This is a genomic window from Pseudomonas sp. 9.2(2024) (assembly GCF_039695385.1).
GTDB classification, from domain to species: Bacteria; Pseudomonadota; Gammaproteobacteria; order Pseudomonadales; family Pseudomonadaceae; genus Aquipseudomonas; species Aquipseudomonas paraglycinae.
In genome coordinates, this window is sequence record NZ_CP155585.1 from 1503009 (window position 1) to 1521453 (window position 18445).

General features: G+C 61.4%; 14 protein-coding genes. 4 read left to right on the forward strand and 10 right to left on the reverse strand.

The window, feature by feature from the left end; genetic code table 11:
• The first annotated feature begins 4 nt into the window (after positions 1-4).
• Both ABFB52_RS06640 and ABFB52_RS06645 read left to right on the forward strand, forming a co-directional pair.
• Positions 5-3073, forward strand: a complete 3069-nt coding sequence (locus tag ABFB52_RS06640; RefSeq protein ID WP_129974046.1) for an efflux RND transporter permease subunit — start codon at positions 5-7, stop codon at positions 3071-3073.
• A 580-nt stretch (positions 3074-3653) separates the two neighbouring features.
• On the forward strand, positions 3654-5048 hold the full coding sequence (locus ABFB52_RS06645) for a Fic family protein (protein WP_129974045.1): 1395 nt from the start codon (positions 3654-3656) through the stop codon (positions 5046-5048).
• Here the strand turns inward: ABFB52_RS06645 and ABFB52_RS06650 are convergent.
• Genes ABFB52_RS06650 through plsB form a run of 3 tightly spaced genes read right to left on the reverse strand, consistent with a single transcriptional unit; the run spans position 5045 to position 8713 of the window.
• Positions 5045-5734 carry a DUF4197 domain-containing protein gene (locus ABFB52_RS06650; RefSeq protein ID WP_129974044.1) on the reverse strand — a complete coding sequence of 230 codons (690 nt, stop codon included), beginning with the start codon at positions 5732-5734 and terminating at the stop codon, positions 5045-5047. The two genes, ABFB52_RS06645 and ABFB52_RS06650, sit on opposite strands and share 4 nt — an antisense overlap.
• A gap of 24 nt (positions 5735-5758) precedes the next feature.
• A complete protein-coding gene (locus tag ABFB52_RS06655) occupies positions 5759-6157 on the reverse strand; it encodes a YbaY family lipoprotein (RefSeq protein ID WP_129974043.1) in 399 nt (132 codons plus the stop codon).
• A gap of 51 nt (positions 6158-6208) precedes the next feature.
• Positions 6209-8713 (reverse strand): glycerol-3-phosphate 1-O-acyltransferase PlsB, encoded by a 2505-nt coding sequence (gene plsB / locus ABFB52_RS06660; RefSeq protein WP_134021754.1) that lies wholly within the window; start codon positions 8711-8713, stop codon positions 6209-6211.
• A gap of 237 nt (positions 8714-8950) precedes the next feature.
• On the opposite strand from plsB, the gene ABFB52_RS06665 reads away from it, so the two are divergent.
• Positions 8951-9160, forward strand: a complete 210-nt coding sequence (locus tag ABFB52_RS06665) for a cold-shock protein (RefSeq protein ID WP_007954750.1) — start codon at positions 8951-8953, stop codon at positions 9158-9160.
• Positions 9161-9295: 135 nt separating this feature from the next.
• Here ABFB52_RS06665 and ABFB52_RS06670 read toward each other — a convergent pair whose 3' ends face one another.
• From ABFB52_RS06670 to ABFB52_RS06685, 4 genes are all read right to left on the reverse strand, one after another.
• Entirely contained in the window at positions 9296-9673 is a 378-nt protein-coding gene (locus ABFB52_RS06670; RefSeq protein WP_039769649.1) for a hypothetical protein, read from the reverse strand.
• Positions 9674-9748: 75 nt separating this feature from the next.
• Positions 9749-10558, reverse strand: a complete 810-nt coding sequence (locus ABFB52_RS06675) for a putative RNA methyltransferase (RefSeq protein WP_096819640.1) — start codon at positions 10556-10558, stop codon at positions 9749-9751.
• A complete protein-coding gene (dapE, locus tag ABFB52_RS06680; protein ID WP_129973420.1) occupies positions 10558-11709 on the reverse strand; it encodes a succinyl-diaminopimelate desuccinylase in 1152 nt (383 codons plus the stop codon). Before dapE ends, ABFB52_RS06675 begins: the two co-directional genes overlap by 1 nt.
• Before the next feature lie 98 nt (positions 11710-11807).
• Positions 11808-14399 (reverse strand): glycosyltransferase, encoded by a 2592-nt coding sequence (locus ABFB52_RS06685; protein WP_129973419.1) that lies wholly within the window; start codon positions 14397-14399, stop codon positions 11808-11810.
• A gap of 274 nt (positions 14400-14673) precedes the next feature.
• Here ABFB52_RS06685 and tcdA point away from each other — a divergent pair, with 274 nt between their 5' ends.
• Entirely contained in the window at positions 14674-15492 is an 819-nt protein-coding gene (tcdA, locus tag ABFB52_RS06690) for a tRNA cyclic N6-threonylcarbamoyladenosine(37) synthase TcdA (protein ID WP_039769652.1), read from the forward strand.
• Positions 15493-15652: 160 nt separating this feature from the next.
• Here tcdA and ABFB52_RS06695 read toward each other — a convergent pair whose 3' ends face one another.
• From ABFB52_RS06695 to dapD, 3 genes are all read right to left on the reverse strand, one after another.
• On the reverse strand, positions 15653-16060 hold the full coding sequence (locus ABFB52_RS06695) for a SufE family protein (RefSeq protein WP_129973418.1): 408 nt from the start codon (positions 16058-16060) through the stop codon (positions 15653-15655).
• Entirely contained in the window at positions 16057-17262 is a 1206-nt protein-coding gene (locus tag ABFB52_RS06700) for a cysteine desulfurase (protein ID WP_129973417.1), read from the reverse strand. Before ABFB52_RS06700 ends, ABFB52_RS06695 begins: the two co-directional genes overlap by 4 nt.
• 125 nt (positions 17263-17387) lie before the next feature.
• Positions 17388-18422, reverse strand: a complete 1035-nt coding sequence (gene dapD / locus ABFB52_RS06705; RefSeq protein ID WP_007954762.1) for a 2,3,4,5-tetrahydropyridine-2,6-dicarboxylate N-succinyltransferase — start codon at positions 18420-18422, stop codon at positions 17388-17390.
• Between the last annotated feature and the right edge of the window lie 23 nt (positions 18423-18445).

An 18445-nucleotide genomic window follows, 5' to 3' on the forward strand; every position in this document is an offset into this window, starting at 1 on the left:
CCCGATGGGTTTCAATCTTTCCGCCTGGGCGCTGCGCAATCGCCAGATCGTACTGTTCCTGATGCTTTTGCTGGCGATTGTCGGCGCCTTGTCCTACACCAAGCTCGGCCAGAGTGAAGACCCGCCGTTCACCTTCAAGGCGATGGTCATTCAGACCCGTTGGCCCGGCGCAACGGCGCAGGAAGTCTCGCGTCAGGTCACCGAGCGCATCGAAAAGAAACTGATGGAAACCGGCGAGTACGAGCGCATCGTTTCGTTCTCGCGCCCCGGTGAATCCCAGGTCACGTTCATCGCCCGCGACTCCATGCATTCGGTGGAGATCCCGGATCTCTGGTATCAGGTGCGCAAGAAAGTCAGCGACATTCGCCAGACCCTGCCGCCGGGGATTCAGGGGCCGTTTTTCAACGATGAGTTCGGCACCACCTTCGGCAATATCTATGCGCTGACCGGCGACGGTTTCGACTACGCGGTGCTCAAGGATTACGCCGACCGCATCCAGATCCAGCTGCAACGGGTCAAGTACGTGGGCAAGGTTGATCTGCTCGGTTTGCAGGACGAGAAGGTCTGGGTCGAATTGTCCAACGTCAAACTCGCCACACTCGGCTTGCCGCTGGCAGCCGTGCAGCAGGCGCTGGAGGAACAGAACGCTGTGTCCACCGCAGGGTTTTTCGAAACCGGTAGCGAGCGTTTGCAGCTGCGGGTGTCGGGGAATTTTCAGACGGTCGACGAGATCAAGAACTTCCCGATCAGGGTCGGTGATCGTACGTTCCGTATCTCCGATGTCGCCGACGTGCGGCGTGGTTTCAACGATCCTCCGGCGCCGCGCATGCGCTTTATGGGCGAAGACGCTATCGGTCTCGCGGTGGCGATGAAGGACGGCGGCGACATTCTGGTGCTGGGCAAGGCCCTGGAAATCGAATTCGCCCGGATCCAGAAAAACCTGCCGGCCGGCATGCAGTTGCGCAAGGTCTCCGACCAGCCAGCGGCAGTGAAAACCGGCGTGGGCGAGTTCGTTCAGGTGCTGGTCGAAGCGCTGGCCATCGTGCTGCTGGTCAGCTTCTTCTCCCTCGGCGTACGCACCGGCATGGTGGTGGCGCTGACCATTCCATTGGTGCTGGCGATGACCTTCGCCTGCATGTATTACCTCGGCATCGGCCTGCACAAGATTTCCCTCGGCGCGCTGGTGCTGGCGCTGGGCTTGCTGGTGGACGACGCGATCATCGCCGTGGAAATGATGGCGATCAAAATGGAGCAGGGTTTCGACCGGATCAAGGCCGCCAGTTACGCCTGGACCAGCACCGCGTTCCCGATGCTCACCGGTACGCTGATCACTGCCGCAGGCTTTCTGCCAATTGCCACGGCGCAGTCCGGCACCGGCGAATACACCCGCTCGATCTTCCAGGTGGTGACCATCGCCTTGCTCGCATCCTGGGTAGCGGCCGTGGTGTTTGTGCCGTATCTGGGGGAAAAACTCCTGCCGGATCTGGCGAAAATTCATGCAGCCAAACACGGTACGGCTGACGGCCAGACCGATCCCTATGGCACGCCGTTCTACCAACGGGTACGGCGTCTGGTGGAGTGGTGCGTGCGTCGGCGCAAAACCGTGATCGTGCTCACCGTGCTGCTGTTCGTGGCGTCGGTGGCGTTGTTCCGGTTCGTGCCGCAGCAGTTCTTCCCGGCTTCCGGGCGACTGGAACTGATGGTCGATCTGAAGCTTGCCGAAGGCGCTTCGCTGGCCAATACCACGGGTGAGGTCAAACGGCTGGAAGCGATGCTCAAGGATCACGCCGGCATCGACAACTATGTCGCTTACGTCGGCACCGGTTCGCCGCGTTTCTACCTGCCGCTGGATCAACAACTGCCGGCGGCTAGCTTCGCCCAGTTCGTCGTGCTGGCGAAAACCATCGAGGAGCGCGAAGCGCTGCGCACGTGGCTGATCGACACGTTGAACGAGCAGTTCCCGTCCCTGCGCTCGCGGGTCACGCGCCTGGAAAACGGCCCGCCGGTCGGTTATCCGGTGCAGTTCCGCGTCACTGGCGAGCACATCGAAGAAGTCCGGGCTCTGGCGCGCAAGGTCGCGGCCAAGGTGCGCGAGAACCCGCATGTGGTGAACGTGCATCTGGACTGGGAAGAGCCGAGCAAGGTCGTGTACCTGAACATCGATCAGGATCGCGCCCGGGCGTTGGGCGTGAGCACGGCGAATCTGGCGAAATTCCTCCAGAGTTCGCTGACCGGCTCCAGCGTCAGCCAGTACCGCGAGGACAACGAACTGATCGAAATCCTCCTGCGCGGCACCGTGCACGAGCGCACCGAACTGTCGTTGCTGCCGAGTCTGGCGGTGCCGACCGACAACGGTCGCAGCGTCGCGCTGTCGCAGATTGCCACGCTGGAATATGGCTTCGAGGAAGGCATCATCTGGCACCGCAATCGCCTGCCGAACGTGACCGTGCGCGCGGACATTTACGGCAAGGAGCAACCGGCGACGCTGGTGAAGCAGATCATGCCGACGCTTGATCCGATTCGTGCCGAATTGCCGGACGGCTATTTGCTGGATGTCGGCGGTACGGTGGAGGATTCGGAGCGTGGACAGAAGTCGGTGAACGCCGGGGTACCGATGTTCATTGTCGTGGTGCTGACGTTGCTGATGGTGCAGTTGCGCAGTTTTTCACGCACGGCGATGGTGTTTCTGACCGCACCGCTGGGGTTGATCGGGGTGACGCTGTTTCTGCTGGTGTTCCGTCAGCCGTTCGGGTTTGTGGCGATGCTCGGGACGATCGCGCTGTCGGGGATGATCATGCGTAACTCGGTGATTCTGGTGGATCAGATCGAGCAGGATATCGCCGCCGGGCTCAAGCCGTGGCAGGCGATAATCGAGGCGACTGTGCGGCGGTTCAGGCCGATTGTGTTGACGGCTTTGGCGGCGGTGCTGGCGATGATTCCGCTTTCGCGCAGTGTGTTTTTTGGGCCGATGGCGGTGGCGATTATGGGGGGGTTGATTGTTGCTACTGCTTTGACGCTTTTGTTTTTGCCGGCGTTGTATGCGGCTTGGTTCAGGGTGCGTAAGGAGGCTTGAGGCTCTTTGAGCGTGGCGGCCTTTGGGCCGACCAGGCTCTGGGTGTTTTGGGTACATATCCGTTGCAGCGGTAACGGCTTCTTATGGTTCCGCCCTTACGGCGGGTCACTTTTGCAGACGCCCAAAAGTAACCAAAACGCTGGGCCCCGGCGTTCGGCCCCTCGCTGGGGCTCGGGGTTCCTTCGTTCCGGGATTCATCCGGGGGCATCGCCTCCGGTTTGCTTCGCTGCACCTCCTCTCGATGTGTTCGACTTCGTCGAACGGCGCTACGCGCCTACCCCCGGATAAATCCCTCCACTCAGCCTGCCGAAGGGGCCGGCACGTCAAAAGTGGTACTCGAGCTAACGCTCATCGTGTTGAGTGGGTGGCTATGCCACATTTTTGGGGAGCACGTTTCAACTGTGGGAGCTAGCTTGCTAGCGATGGGGGGCTGGGGGCACCCCATTTCTTTTGGGAGCAAGCAGCTTTGTAGGACCTTGCGCCGTCTCCTACGTTTTTTTCAGACGGCTCCGATATTGAGTCGCTGTGTTGGCGGTGCTGTACTCGAGGCTGTTTTTCAGCCTTGTTTGAGTCAGCGTTGATGAAGAAACCGCCGGTATTGAAGGGTCGGGCCGATCCGGTCTTTGAGTTGTTGATGCGCGCGCCTCACAAGCAGCGTCTGGCGGATTATCTTGCGTTGCTCAAGCCGCTGGATGATCAGGGGCGGTATCTGCCTTTTGAGGATTTGCGGTATCGCTGGGCCAGCGGGCTGGATTCGCGTTTGTGTTGGGCGTTGGTCAAGATGGCACGGGTCGCTCAGTACATTCATCTTCTGCCTTTGGGGGAACCGGCGCAGTGGGGGAAGTTTGTGCCGACGCCCACCGCGCAGAAGGCACTTTCAGTGGTTGATCGGCAAACTACGACGGCGTCGCTGGAGTACATGACCAGCCAGATAGGCGAGCGGGCGCATTTCAGTTATTTGCTTAACGGTCTGATCGAGGATGAGGCGATCAGCAGCAGTCAGTTGGAGGGCGCCGCGACCACTACCCGTGTTGCCAAGGACATGCTCAAGCAACGGCGTCAGCCGCGTACGCCGGATGAGCGGATGGTCATGGGTAATTACCGGATGATGAATTTCGCCTGGGAAAAACGTTACGAGCCATTGAGCGTGGAGTTGATAGCGTCGATCCATCGAGTCGGTGTCGAAGGCATTGATGACGAGCAGTATGACCCCGGGCTTTTCAGGACCAACGATGAAGTGGTGGTGCAGGATGGCGAAGGGAATACCGTGCACACGCCTCCGCCTGCCGCCGGATTGGGGAGGCGGCTGGATTTGCTCTCGCAGTGGATCAATCAATCACAGGGCTCACCTCGGCAAAAAAACTACCTGCATCCGCTGATCAAGGCGATCACGCTGCACTTTGCCCTGGGTTACGAACATCCGTTTCGCGACGGCAACGGGCGGGTCGCCAGGGCGCTGTTTTACTGGTTCATGTTCAAGCATGATTTTTCGGCCTTCCGTTATATCGCGATCAGTCTTTTACTGCGCAACGCGCCGGTGAAGTACGGGCGGTCGTATTTGCACAGCGAAGCCGATGAGCTCGATCTGACGTACTTCATCGAGTTTCAGTGTTCGGTGATTCTGCGGGCGGTGGAGGGGTTTACCGATGTGTATCGCAAGAGTGTGGCGTACAGCGAAAACTTCGAGCACTGGCTGACCTGTTCGGGCTTTTTTGATCGGCTGACAGAGCGGCAGAGAGCGGTTTATCAGGTGGCCAGAAGTGGGGTGGCGAAGGAGTTCACGGCGGGGAACGTCAAGGAGCACCTTGGTTGTGCCTACAACACAGCGGTGTCGGCGTTGAGCGGGTTGGTTGAGCTGCAGGTTTTCGAGAAGAAGAAAATGGGGCGCGAGTGGGTGTACTTTTTACGTGTATCTGCTGGTGGCGGATTGAACAACGGGAGTGAGACAGCTCACTCCCGTGCCGTGTCGGCTTAGAGCGTACCAAACACTTTTTTCGCCAGACTCGTCGCTGCAGCGGCCGGGTTCTTGCGGATGGTTTCTTCCTGTTTGCCGATCATTTCGAACAGGCCGTTGAGCGCTTGTTCGGTCACGTAACTTTCGATGTTGGCGCTTTTTGCATCCACCACGCCGAAGGTTGCGGCCTGGCCGGCGAAGGCGTTGTATTTCTGGGCTACGCCGACTTTGTCGGTCGCCTGTTTGACGATGGGCAGGAACTTGGTGCGGATCTGTTCGCGGCTGGATTTGTCCAGGTATTGGGTGGCGGAGTCGTTGCCGCCGCTGAGGATGCCTTTGGCGTCTTCCACGCTCATTTTCTTCACGGCGTCGACGAGGATCGGCTGGGCCTGGGTGACGGCGGTTTCCGCGGCCTTGTTCATGGCGGTTTCCAGTTCGTCGACCTGGGCGCCCATGCCGAAGGCTTTCATCTTGCCGGCGACTTTGCCGAGTTTGCCCGGCAGTTCGATTTTCACGTCCGGGTTGTTGCTGAAGCCGCCCGGGGTGCCGAGTTGTTTGACGGCCAGTTGCGCGCCTTGGGTCAGGGCATCCTTGAGGCCACCGGTGGCGTCGCCTTGCGACAGGTCGCTGAGGGACAGGGCCAGTGCGTTGGCGGAGATCATCAGGCCCGCGCACAGGCCGGCGAAGCGAAGGGTAGGGCGGAGCATGGCGGCTTCCTTGTTCGGAGAGGGTTAGCGGGCGGCGTCGACGCGGATCTTCAGCGGCTGCGGATCCTTGCCATCGAGCTGCACGGCATGGTTTTCGGTGGTGATGAACATCAGCTCGCCGTTGACTTCGATGCGTGCGCTGACCGAGTAGCGGTGGCCGGGTTTGACCTGGGCCGGATCGTAGCTCAAGTGGAACGGCAGCGGCACCTGGCCTTTGACCGGGCCTTTCTGTTCGTCGAGTACCACGGCCGGAGCGTCGGCCAGCGAAACGTCCTGCAGGCTCACGCTCAAGGTCGCACTGGGCGGCAGGGCGATGCGTTGCAGGTAGAACACTTCGCCGTCGAGGCTGACCTTGCCGGCCGGAGCGGTCGACTGGCAGGCGCTGAGCAGGGTGGCGGCGGCAAGAAGGGAAAGTTTTTTCATCGGAGATCTCCGTATCGACGGCGCCAGAAGAAGCGTGGCGCCTGTAGGAATTTAGTCGCTTTGCACAGGGGCGGCGACCTGATCGGCCGCATCTTCGCTGCGATGCAGGGCTACCTGACGGATCGACAGGCGAATCTCCGCCGGCAACACCCGTTTGGCCGCACCCTCGGCCAGTTCGCCGAGCAGTTCGTGGTAACTCAACTTGCCGGCTTCGTCGCGACGCAGCACGTCGAGGTCGAGCATGGTCTGAATGAAGTGGCGGAACAGGCTCTTGTCGAAGAACTCTGGCGCGTTCAGACCGTGCAGAATCGACAGGCGCTGGGCCATGACCGTACACAGGTCTTCCAGTTCTTCGGCGCTGATAGTGTTCTGGCCTGCGTTGAGCAGCAACGAAACGGTCATGTAGAACCGTTGCAGGGTCTGGGCGATGCTCTTCGACAGCAGGGTCAGCAGCACAAAATGCCGCGAGCTCGGTGCCGGGCGCAGGTACACGTCTTTCTCGAAACGCAGCAGGCCTTGTTCGACGAACGCTTCCAGCCACTTATCGATGACTGCATCCAGTTCGTCCAGGGTCCAGCGGATGAACAGTTCCGATTGCAGGTACGGATACAGCGCGCGGGTGTAGCGCAGGATCTGTTCGCGGCTCATGCGCGAGGTGCTCTGGAAGAAGCTCGCCAGCAGCGCCGGCAGGGCGAAGATGTGCAGCACGTTGTTGCGGTAATAGGTCATCAGGACGGCGTTCTGCTCGTCCAGATACAGAATCTTGCCCAGCGCATCGTTCTGCTCGGACAGCAGATCCATGTCCTTCACATGCTCGATCAACGCGCGGCCATCGCCTTCCGGCAAGGTGGTGTGCGGCGAATACGGAACCTTGCGCAGCAGCGCCAGATACAGATCCAGCACCCGCGCCATGGCCCGATCATCCAGTGCCAGGCGGGTGGTCGACAGCAGCGCCAGCGCCACCAGGTTGACCGGGTTGATCGCCGCCGCTTCGTTCAGGTGCTGCGCGACTTTTTCGCCGAGGCGGTTGGTAGTTTCGTTGAGCCACGCCGGTTTGAACTGCGGGCCCAGTTCCTGCTGGCGCCAGCCTGGTTGTTCACTGTCGAGGAATTCCGCCAGTTTGATCGGCTCGCCGAAGTTCACCGCCACCTGGCCGAAGCGCTGCTTGAGCGCGCCGATGACTTTGAAGATGTCGAAGATCGATTCTTTCTTCTTGCTCGCGCCGCGCAGTTCGCCAAGGTAGGTGCGGCCTTCGAGCACGCGCTCATAACCGATGTACACCGGCACGAACACGATCGGCATCCGCGACGAACGCAGGAAACTGCGCAGGGTGATCGCGAGCATCCCGGTTTTCGGTTGCAGCATGCGCCCGGTACGCGAGCGCCCGCCTTCGACGAAGTACTCGACCGGGAAACCTTTGGTGAACAGGGTGTGCAGGTATTCGTTGAACACCGAGGTGTACAGCGGATTGCCCTTGAACGTGCGGCGCATGAAAAACGCCCCGCCACGGCGCAGCAGACTGCCGATCACCGGCATGTTCAGGTTGATTCCGGCGGCGATGTGCGGCGGGGTCAGGCCGTTGCGGAACAGCAGGTACGACAGCAGCAGATAGTCGATATGGCTGCGGTGGCACGGCACGTAGATCACTTCGTGACCCTGGGCGACCTTCTGCACGCCTTCGATGTGGTTGACCTTGATCCCGTCGTAGATCTTGTTCCAGAACCAGCTCAGTACGACTTCCAGAAAACGGATCGCGGTGTAGGTGTAGTCCGAGGCGATCTCGTTGCCATAGCGCAGGGCCTGGGCCTTGGCTTTTTCCGGGGAGATGTTTTCGCGCTCGGCTTCGTCGAGGATCGCTTGCTTGACCAGCGGCTGGTTGAGCAGGCCTTTGACCAGGTTGCGGCGGTGGGAAATGTCCGGGCCGATCACCGCAGCTTTCAGGTTGCGGAAGTGCACCCGCAGGATCCGCTGGGCCATGCGCACGGTGCGTTCGTGGCCCTTGTTGTGTTCGATCAGTTCGCGCAGGTGGATCGGTGCGGAGAATTGCACACGAGTCTTGCGTCCCAGAATCATGATGCTCAGCAGCCGGCGCAGGCGTCCGGTGACGGCCCAGCTGTCGGCGAACAGCAGTTTCCATGGGCTGTTCTCGCTGTCCGGCGACTGGCCCCAGAACACGCTGACCGGAATGATCTGTGCATCTTCGGCAGCGTTCTGGCTCAGGGCGCTGACCAGGCGGGTCAGGGTCGGCGGCGCGCCGCGCTTGTCCTGGCGGCCGAGCCAGTCCGGGTCGGGCGTCAGGTAGAAGAACGCCGCCGGTTCGATCAGCGAACCCACGGACACCGGCAGCACCGGGCGCGGCAGACCGGCCTTGGTGCACTCGGTGTCGACCACCGCCAGATCAGTCAGCGATGGGTTTTGCAGGACGTAGAACACCGGACGACTGCGGTCTAGGTTGAGGGTGAACGACGACTGGTTGATCGTCTCGGAGCGAACCCAGAGATACAACAGTCGGCGCAAGGTGCCAAACACAAGACGGCGGAACGGGGAACGGGTCATACGGCTTCTGCGTGAGTGGATAAACCGAGCGTTTGCTCGGGAGGGCGACAGTTTGCCGGATTACTCGAAAATCGGCAAAAAAGCGGCGAAGTAATCTCCTGTTGAGAGTTTTGCCGCCTGTCATATACTCGGCGATCTGTCGCCGGGGCCCTTTTATGGACGTCGGACGCAGGCTGACGTTCCTCAAAGGCTTTCCTGCGAAAAGCCTGTTCAATAATAAAAAAGGAGTATGAACAGATGGCAACACGTGAAACCGGCAACGTGAAGTGGTTCAACGACGCCAAGGGCTACGGCTTCATTCAGCGCGAAGACGGGGTGGACGTGTTCGTGCACTACCGCGCGATCCGCGGCGAAGGCCACCGTTCGCTGACCGAGGGTCAGCAGGTTGAATACGCGGTGGTGGAAGGGCAGAAGGGGTTGCAGGCTGAAGACGTTGTAGGCCTGTAACGCAAATCTTCAGAACACCAAAAGCACTGTGGGAGCGAGCTTGCTCGCGATGGGGTCCTTTCAGTCAACATTGATGTTGAATGTCCGACCGCAATCGCGAGCAAGCTCGCTCCCACAGGTTTTGTGCATTGTCTGTTACGCAGTTTTCCAGGTGATTTCTTCTTCACCATCGGCGCTGATCCGGATCCAGCGATCCGCCGTCTCTTCACCTTCTTCCTCGACCCACGTCCCCGGCGCGCAGCGCACTTCGACGTTCAGCGCGGCAAAGGCTGCGCGGGCGCAGGCGATGTCGTCGTCCCATGGGGTCGCATCACTTTCCAGATACAGGCTGTTCCACTTGCCCACGGCTTTCGGCAGCCAGGTCACCGGGATGTTGCCGGCCTTGCACTTGTAAGTCTGGCCTTTCTGTACCCAGTCGCTGCACGGGCCGAGCGCGGCGCCCAGCCAGGCGGAAATGGCCTTGTGGTCGACGTCGGCGTCTTTCAGGTAAATCTCGATGTCCGGTTGGCGCATGGATGTCCTCACTGCGGGTCTGAAAAATCCATTCGCGGATTTAGCCGGCCCCGGGTCGTTGCCCGAGACCAAAAGTTATTGAAGAACGAAATAATCGTAGCGCATCGAGACAGTGGTCACGAACGGCTCGGGCTGTTCGATCACCGCCGCGCGGCGCTCGGCACTGGCGCGCCAGCCGTGGGGCGTCATCGCCAGCAGGTTGGCGCGATCCTCGGGCTTGTCCAGCGTCAGTTTGAATTCCAGGGTTTCACTGTGCGCCAGCGCCATGCCTTCCGGCACCAGGGCCAGATGCTTGTCGTCGGTGTATTCGCGCACTTCGTCGTACAGGCGTTCGCGCAGTTCCATCAGATGGCCGCTGGTCGGGCCGACTTTCATCAGGCCGCCGCCGACGCTGAGCAGGCGCTTGGCTTCTTCCCAGTCCAGTGGACTGAAGACACTGGCCAGAAACTGGCAGCTGCCGGAAGCCAAAGGCACCCGGGCCATGCTGGCGATCAACCAGGTCAGCGCCGGATTGCGTTTGCAGGCGCGCTTGACCGCCTCCTTCGAGATATCCAGCGCGTAACCGTCAGCATCGGGCAAAGCCTCGGCGATTTGCGCGGTGTAGTAACCCTCGCCACAACCGATATCGACCCAACGGGCTGGCGCATAACTCGCCGCCAGTTCCGCCAGACGCTTGGCCACCGGCGCGTAATGCCCGGCGTTCAGGAAGTCGCGGCGGGCCTCGACCATCGCCTGATTGTCGCCGGGATCGCGGCTGTTCTTGTGTTGCACCGGCAGCAGGTTGAGGTAACCCTGGCGCGCACGGTCAAAGCGGTGGCCGGCAGGGCAGACCACGCCGTTGTCCACCGCGTTCAGCGGTTCACTGCAGATCGGGCACGCGAGCATCAGGCGAGCAACTTGATCAGGGTCTGGTAGTAGATCTCGGTCAGCACGTCGAGATCGGCCGCCAGTACGCGCTCGTTGACCTGGTGGATGGTCGCGTTGACCGGGCCCAGCTCAACAACCTGCGTACCCATGGTCGCGATGAAACGACCGTCGGAGGTGCCGCCGCTGGTGGATGCCTTGGTCTCGCGGCCGGTGATGTCCTTGATGCTCGAAGACACCGCGTCGAGCAGTGCGCCCGGTTCGGTGAGGAACGGCAGACCGGACAGCGCCCAGTCGATGTGCCAGTCCAAGCCGTGCTTGTCGAGGATGCCGGCGACGCGTTTCTGCAGGCCTTCGACGGTCGATTCGGTGGAGAAACGGAAGTTGAACACCGCCACCAGATCGCCCGGAATCACGTTGGTCGCGCCGGTGCCGGAGTTGACGTTGGAAATCTGGAAACTGGTCGGCGGGAAGAAATCGTTGCCGTGATCCCAGTGCTCGGCAGCCAGCTCGGCCAGGGCCGGGGCGGCGAGGTGGATCGGGTTCTTCGCCAGGTGCGGATAGGCCACGTGGCCCTGCACGCCGCGCACGGTCAATTTGGCGCCGAGGGAGCCGCGACGACCGTTCTTCACCACGTCGCCCACCAGCGTGGTGCTCGACGGTTCGCCGACGATGCACCAGTCCAGACGCTCGTTACGGGCTGCCAGACGCTCGACCACGGCCTTGGTGCCGTGATGCGCCGGGCCTTCTTCGTCGCTGGTGATCAGGAACGCGACCTTGCCCTTGTGATCCGGGTAGTCGGCGACAAAACGCTCGGCGGCGACGGTCATCGAAGCCAGGCTGCCTTTCATGTCCGCCGCGCCACGACCGCAAAGCATGCCGTGCTCGTCGATCACCGCGTTGAACGGGTCGATCTGCCAGGCAGTCACCGGGCCGGTCGGCACCACGTCGGTGTGACCGGCGAAGCACAGCACCGGGCCGTCGCCTTTACCGTGAGTCGCCCAGAAGTTATCCACATCTTCGATGCGCATCGGTTCCAGCTGGAAACCGGCATCGCCCAGGCGCTGCATCATCTGCTTCTGGCAATCGGCGTCGACCGGCGTCACGGACGGACGGCGGATCAGGTCGATGGCGAGTTGGAGGGTCGGCGAAAGGTCGGCGTGGGCCGTCATGGAAAACTCCGAAAGCTGGGGGGCAAGGCGCGCAAAATGGCGGTTATCTTAAAGCAAAACGGCGACCATTGGCCGCCGTTTAGTGCATCCGGAAGGATTTAGACCACCGGTGCCGGTTCAGGCGCAGCCGCAGGTTTTGGCAGCGACGACAGGAACGCCATGATCAGCGCCGCCACGTACGGCAGCGACTGTACCAGCAGCATGGCCACCCAGAAGCGCATGTCGTTGCTCGGAATGCCCTGCACCAGGAAGATCCCCAGCGCCGCGCCCCACAACAGCAGCATGATGAACAGCTCTTCCCGGGCCTCGGAAATCGCCACCCAGAAACCATGGTTGTCGGCGTTTTTCGGGGTGCGGAAGAACGGAATGCTGCTGGTGAAGAAGCCGTACAGCACCGCTTTGGCGATGGTGTGCGACAACGCCAGTCCGGCCAGGGCCGCGCAGAACGCATCCTTGAGGTTCACGCCCACGGCGCGACGGTAGAGGAAGATGATCTTGCCGACCTTGAACACGAACAGCGCCAGCGGCGGGATCGCGAAAATCAGCAGCGGCGGATCGACCCGTTGCGGCACGATGATCATCGCCGCCGACCACAACAGCGCGCCGATGGTGAAGAAGATGTTCATGCCGTCCGCGACCCACGGCAGCCAGCCCGCGAGGAAGTGGTAACGCTGGCCGCGAGTCAGCTCGGTGTCCTTGCCGCGCAGCAGGCTGCGGGTGTGGCGCTTGATGATCTGGATCGCGCCGTAGGCCCAGCGGAAACGCTGTTTCTTGAAGTCGATGAAGGTGTCCGGCATCAGACCCTTGCCGTAACTGTCGTGGTAATACGCCGCCGACAGGCCTTTCTCGAATACCCGCAGACCGAGTTCGGCGTCTTCACAGATGCACCAGTCGGCCCAGCCCAGTTCTTCCAGAACCGAACGGCGGGTCATGGTCATGGTGCCGTGCTGAATGATCGCGTCACGGTCGTTGCGGGTGACCATGCCGATGTGGAAGAAGCCTTTGTATTCGGCGTAGCAAAGCTTCTTGAAGGTGCTTTCGTTCTGGTCGCGATAGTCCTGTGGCGACTGCACCACGGCGATTTTCGGATCGGCGAAGTGCGGCACCATATGCTTGAGCCAGTTCGGGTGCACGCAGTAGTCCGAATCGATCACCGCGATCACTTCGGCGTCCTTGGCGGTGTGCGGGATCAGGTAGTTCAGCGCACCGCCCTTGAAACCGGCCAGGGGCGAGACGTGGAAGAACTTGAAGCGCGGGCCGAGGGTTTCGCAGTAGTCGCGCACCGGTTCCCAGACCGCCGGGTCTTTGGTGTTGTTGTCGATGATCAGGACTTCGAAGTCCGGATAGTCGAGGTTGGCCAGGGCGTTGAGGGTCTGTTTGACCATCTCCGGCGGCTCGTTGTAGCAGGGCACGTGGATCGAGACTTTCGGGCGGTAGTCCGAATCGCCGACCACCGGCAGGAATTCACGGCGACGCTTGTGAATCCACACCGCTTCGGCCAGTTCGTGGGCCTCGGTCAGCAACACGATGAACACCCCGAGCGCACCGAGCGCCAGCAGGAAACCCACCGTCAGGCTGAACCACGTGCTGTATTGCTGGCTGTAGTCGTAGCCGATCCACACCAGCACCGAACCGCACAGGAACGCGATAAAGGTCAGGAAGGTACGGCCGCGCTGACGCAGGGCCGAGCCGTCGATCATCAGCAGGGTCAGCGACAACAGCGCCAGCACCACCGAACCGATGGCCAGCACGCGCCATTGCGGGATCGCCACCACCGGGCCTTCGAAGTTGAATTTCTGCTGGCGCGCGGCGTTGAACACGCCCCAGTAAGCGCCGACCGAGCCTTCGTCGCTGGCCTTCCACGGCTGGTCAAACGCTTCGATCACGAAGTAGTTGAAGCCCTGGCGATTGAGTTTGTTGACCAGCGTGCGCAGGTAGATCGCCTGATCCGCCGGCGACGCATCGGCGCCACCGCGCATGCGGCCGTTGCTCGGCCAGCCCACTTCGGACAGCAGCAGCGGCTTTTTCGGGAACATCTTTTTCAGGTCGCGGGCGCGGTCGAAAACGAACTGCCCGGCCTTGTCCACCGGAATGAATTCCCAGTACGGCAGCACGTGCGCGGCGATCAGGTCGACGTGCTTGGCCAGTTCCGGGTGCTCTTCCCAGACGTGCCACTGTTCGGAGGTGGTCACCGGCACTTTCACGGCCGCACGCACGCGGTCGAGCAACACGCTGAGTTCCTGGGCAGTGATTTCCTTGCGGAAGATCGCTTCGTTACCGACGACTACGCGAACCACGCTGCGCGAAGTGTTGGCCAGTTCGATGGCGCGGGTGATTTCCCGCTCGTTGCGTTCCTGGTCTGGGCTGATCCAGATCCCGAGGGTCACGCGCAGGCCGAATTCTTCCGCCAGTTTCGGGATGTCCTGCAGAGAGCCGTCGACCGAGTAGATGCGGATGTTGTCCGTCAGCTTGCTCATGATCTCCAGGTCGCGGCGCATTTCATCGTCGGACGGATACTGATCCTTCTGTGGGAACTGTCCTTGCTGGAATGGTGAATAGGAGAAACCGGAGATCTGCTCCGGCCAGTTCGGCGCGGAGACGGGGCGGTTGATCAGCGCCCAGAAACCGGTGAACAGGGCGGCGATTGCCAGAACCACCACCAGGTTGAGTCCAAATTTACGCGATGACATAGCTGTGTCGGGTTCCAAAGGCTGTGGAACGAAGGGTCGGCTGGTTGACGCCAAGAGGGCGCGCATCCTACACCGGCAGTTCGCCAAGTCCTACAAGAGACAGGGAAATGCCGGACGTTGGGCAATCCAACCTGACTTAAGTTCTTTCGTTTCAGTGTGTAAGACAAATCTTTGTTACGTGCAGCTTTAATTAAAGCAGGCGCGTTCGCCGTTCATAGCGCAAAGATGCTCTTGGCCGCCGACGGCCCTATAATGCGCGCCGGTTTTTAGGGTAATGGTCATGAGTACAGAAGATCCGCGGTTTGCAGGCATCGCCCGTTTGTATGGCATCGAGGGCCTCGAGCGTCTGCGCGCAGCCCATGTGGCGATTGTCGGCGTTGGCGGCGTCGGCTCCTGGGCGGCGGAAGCCATGGCCCGTTGCGGGGTGGGCGAGATTTCGCTGTTCGACCTCGACGACGTCTGCGTCAGCAACGCCAACCGTCAGTTGCATGCGCTGGACAGCACCGTCGGCAAGCCCAAGGTGGAGGTGATGGCCGAGCGTCTGCGCGGGATCAACCCGGACTGCAAGGTGCACGCCGTGGCGGACTTCGTCACCCGCGACACCATGGCCGAATACATCACGCCGAACATCGACTGCGTGATCGACTGCATCGATGCGGTCAACGCCAAGGCCGCGCTGATCGCCTGGTGCAAGCGCCGCAAGATCCAGATCATCACCACCGGTGGGGCGGGCGGGCAGATCGATCCGACGTTGATTCAGGTCTGCGACCTCAACCGTACATTCAACGATCCGCTGGCCTCGAAAGTGCGTTCTACGTTGCGCCGCGATTATGGTTTCTCGCGCACCGTGACCCGCCATTACAGCGTGCCGTGCGTGTTCTCCACCGAACAGCTGCGCTATCCGAAACCGGACGGCAGCATTTGCCTGCAGAAGAGTTTTGTCGGCGACGGTGTGAAGCTGGACTGCGCCGGCGGGTTTGGCGCGGTGATGATGGTGACGGCGACGTTCGGCATGGTCGCGGCGACCAAGGCGGTGGACAAGATTGTGGCGGGCGTTCGGCGCCCGGCGGATCGGGTCAAGCCTCAGGCCTGACCAGTGACCGATCGTTCCCACGCTCTACGTCGCCGATCGTTCCCACGTCGAGGCGTCGAACCGTCCGCGTGGGAATGCCTCAACGGACGCTCCGCGTTCGGCTCTTGATTTGGGACGCAGCGCGTCCCGGGCTGCATTCCCACGCGGAGCGTGGGAACGATCAGTTCGGGGCGAGTTCACGCATCCGTTGCAGCACGGCATTCAAGCCATTGCTGCGCGATGGCGACAACTGCCGCGACAGCCCAAGCTGATTGAACCAGTCCGGCAGATCAACCAACTGCAACTCGCCAGCGGTCAAACCGTTGACCCGCAACAGCAACAACGCCACCAACCCGCGAATCATCCGTGCATCGCTGCTCGCCGCGAATTGCCAGCGGTCGTCGCGCAATTCGCCAACCAGCCACACCTGACTTTCACAGCCGTGCACTCGATTGGCCTCGCACTTGTCCGCATCGCTCAACGGCGGCAGACGATCGCCAGACTGCATCAACAATCGCGCCCGCTGTTCCCAGCCGGCGGCGTTCTGAAACGTTTGCAGCGCTTCGGCGGCTTCTACCGGCAGGCTCATCGCAACAACTCCAGCGCTTGATCCAGCGCTTCGAAGAAGCGCTCCAGATCTTCGGAATCGTTGTACAGCGCCAGCGACACACGAATCGCCCCGGCCAGTTCGAAACGCTTGAGCAGCGGCATCGCACAGTGATGCCCGGCACGTACGGCGATGCCCTGTTCGGTCAGCAAGTGCGCCAGATCGGCGTTATGCACACCCTCCACGACAAAACTCGCCAGCGCCAATTGCGGCTTGCCCAACAGACGAATGCCATTGCGGGCGGCGAGGCCACGTAACAGGTAATCGTGCAGCGCCGCTTCGTGGGCGGACACCGCGTCCTGATCCAGACCGGCCAGATAGTCGAGGGTCGCACCAAGTCCGATCACACTGGCAATCGGCGGCGTTCCCGCTTCGAAGCCCAGCGGTGCAGGGCGGAAACGGGATTCGTGATAGTTGGCTTCCAGCACCATCTCGCCGCCGAATTGCCACGGGCGCAGTTGTTCGAGCGCTGCGTTGCGCCCGAACAGCACGCCGAGGCCATCGGGGCCGTACAACTTGTGGCTGGAAAACACGTAAAAGTCGCAACCAAGGGCCTGGACGTCATGCCGACCGTGGACCACACCTTGAGCGCCATCGACCACGGTCAGCGCGTTGTACGCCTTGGCCATCGCCAGCAGCGCCGGCAATGGTTGCCATGCACCAAGCACGTTGGACAACTGGCTGACCGCCAGCAAGCGAGTGCGCGGGCCAATCAGGTGAACGGCAGCGGCGAGGTCGATCACACCGTCATCGTCCAGCGGCAGGATTATCAGCTTCAAGTCGCGACGTTGTGCCAGTTGCTGCCAAGGCAGCAGGTTGGCGTGATGCTCCAGGGCGCTGATGACAATTTCATCGCCCGGATGGAAAAGATGTTCCAGGCCATAGGCCAGGAGATTCAGCGCACTGGTGGCGCCGTGGGTGAAGATGATCTGCCCGCTGTCACCGGCATTCAGCCACTGGGCAACCTTCAGGCGACTGTCCTCGAACGCCTGCGTGGCGTGGGCACCGGGCAGATGTTGGGCACGATGCACGTTGGCCGCGCCATTGGCGTAGTAATGCGCCAGCGCGTCGAGCAGGGCCTGGGGTTTTTGCGTGGTGGCGGCGTTGTCCAGGTAAGTCTGGTCTTGCCGTTGCAGGGTGGCGATGGCCGGGAAATCGGCGCGCCAGGGGGAGGGAATCATCACGGTTTCAAGCCCTGGTGAAGATGGGCGGGTTAACGCCGAACCCTGTGGGAGCGGGCTTGCCCGCGATGGCGATCTTTCGAACGCCATGGCAAACAGGCCGGCTCCCTCAGGTGAGCTTCTGGCGCTTAGTTGTGAGCGTGCAGTGCTTCGTTCAGTTCGATCGCCGATTTGTGGGTCTTGCATTCCACAGCGCCGGTTTCTGAATTGCGACGGAACAGCAGGTCGGTCTGACCAGCCAGTTCACGAGCCTTGACCACTTTGACCAGGTTGTTGTGCTCGTCCAGCAGCGCGACTTTGGTGCCGGCGGTCACGTACAGGCCCGACTCGACGGTGTTGCGGTCGCCCAGCGGGATACCGATACCGGCGTTGGCGCCGATCAGGCAGCCTTCCCCGACCTTGATCACAATGTTGCCGCCGCCCGACAGGGTGCCCATGGTCGAGCAGCCGCCGCCCAGGTCCGAACCCTTGCCGACGAATACGCCAGCGGAAACGCGGCCTTCGATCATGCCCGGGCCTTCGGTGCCGGCGTTGAAGTTGATGAAACCTTCGTGCATCACGGTGGTACCTTCGCCCACGTAGGCGCCCAGACGCAGACGCGCCGCGTCAGCGATACGCACGCCGGCCGGTACTACGTAGTCGGTCATTTTCGGGAATTTGTCCACCGAGAACACTTCCAGCAGTTCGCCACGCAGACGGGCTTCGAGTTGCAGCTCGGCCAGTTCGCTCAGGTCGATTGCGCCCTGGCTGGTCCAGGCCACGTTCGGCAGCAGCGGGAAGATCCCGGCCAGGCTCACGCCGTGCGGCTTGACCAGACGATGGGACAGCAGGTGCAGCTTCAGGTAAGCCTCAGGGGTCGAGGTCAGTTGCGCGTCTTCGGCCAGCAGGGTGGCGACCAGCGGCTTGTGGCTTTCAGCCAGACGGGTCAGCAGCTTGCCTTGTACCGCGTCGATGCCTTTCACGGCTTCAGCCAGTTGCGCAGCCTGTGCGGTGGTGAAGGTGATGGCCTGGTTGCCTTCGGTGTAGCCGAGGATCGGTGCAACAGCGGCAACCAGTTCGGCCGAAGGGTTCAACAGCGGCTGGGCGTAGAACACTTCCAGCCAAGCACCTTGACGGTTCTGGGTGCCGACGCCGAAGGCAATACTGAACAGGGAGTTGGACATGTGAATACCTCTACAAAAAGTGA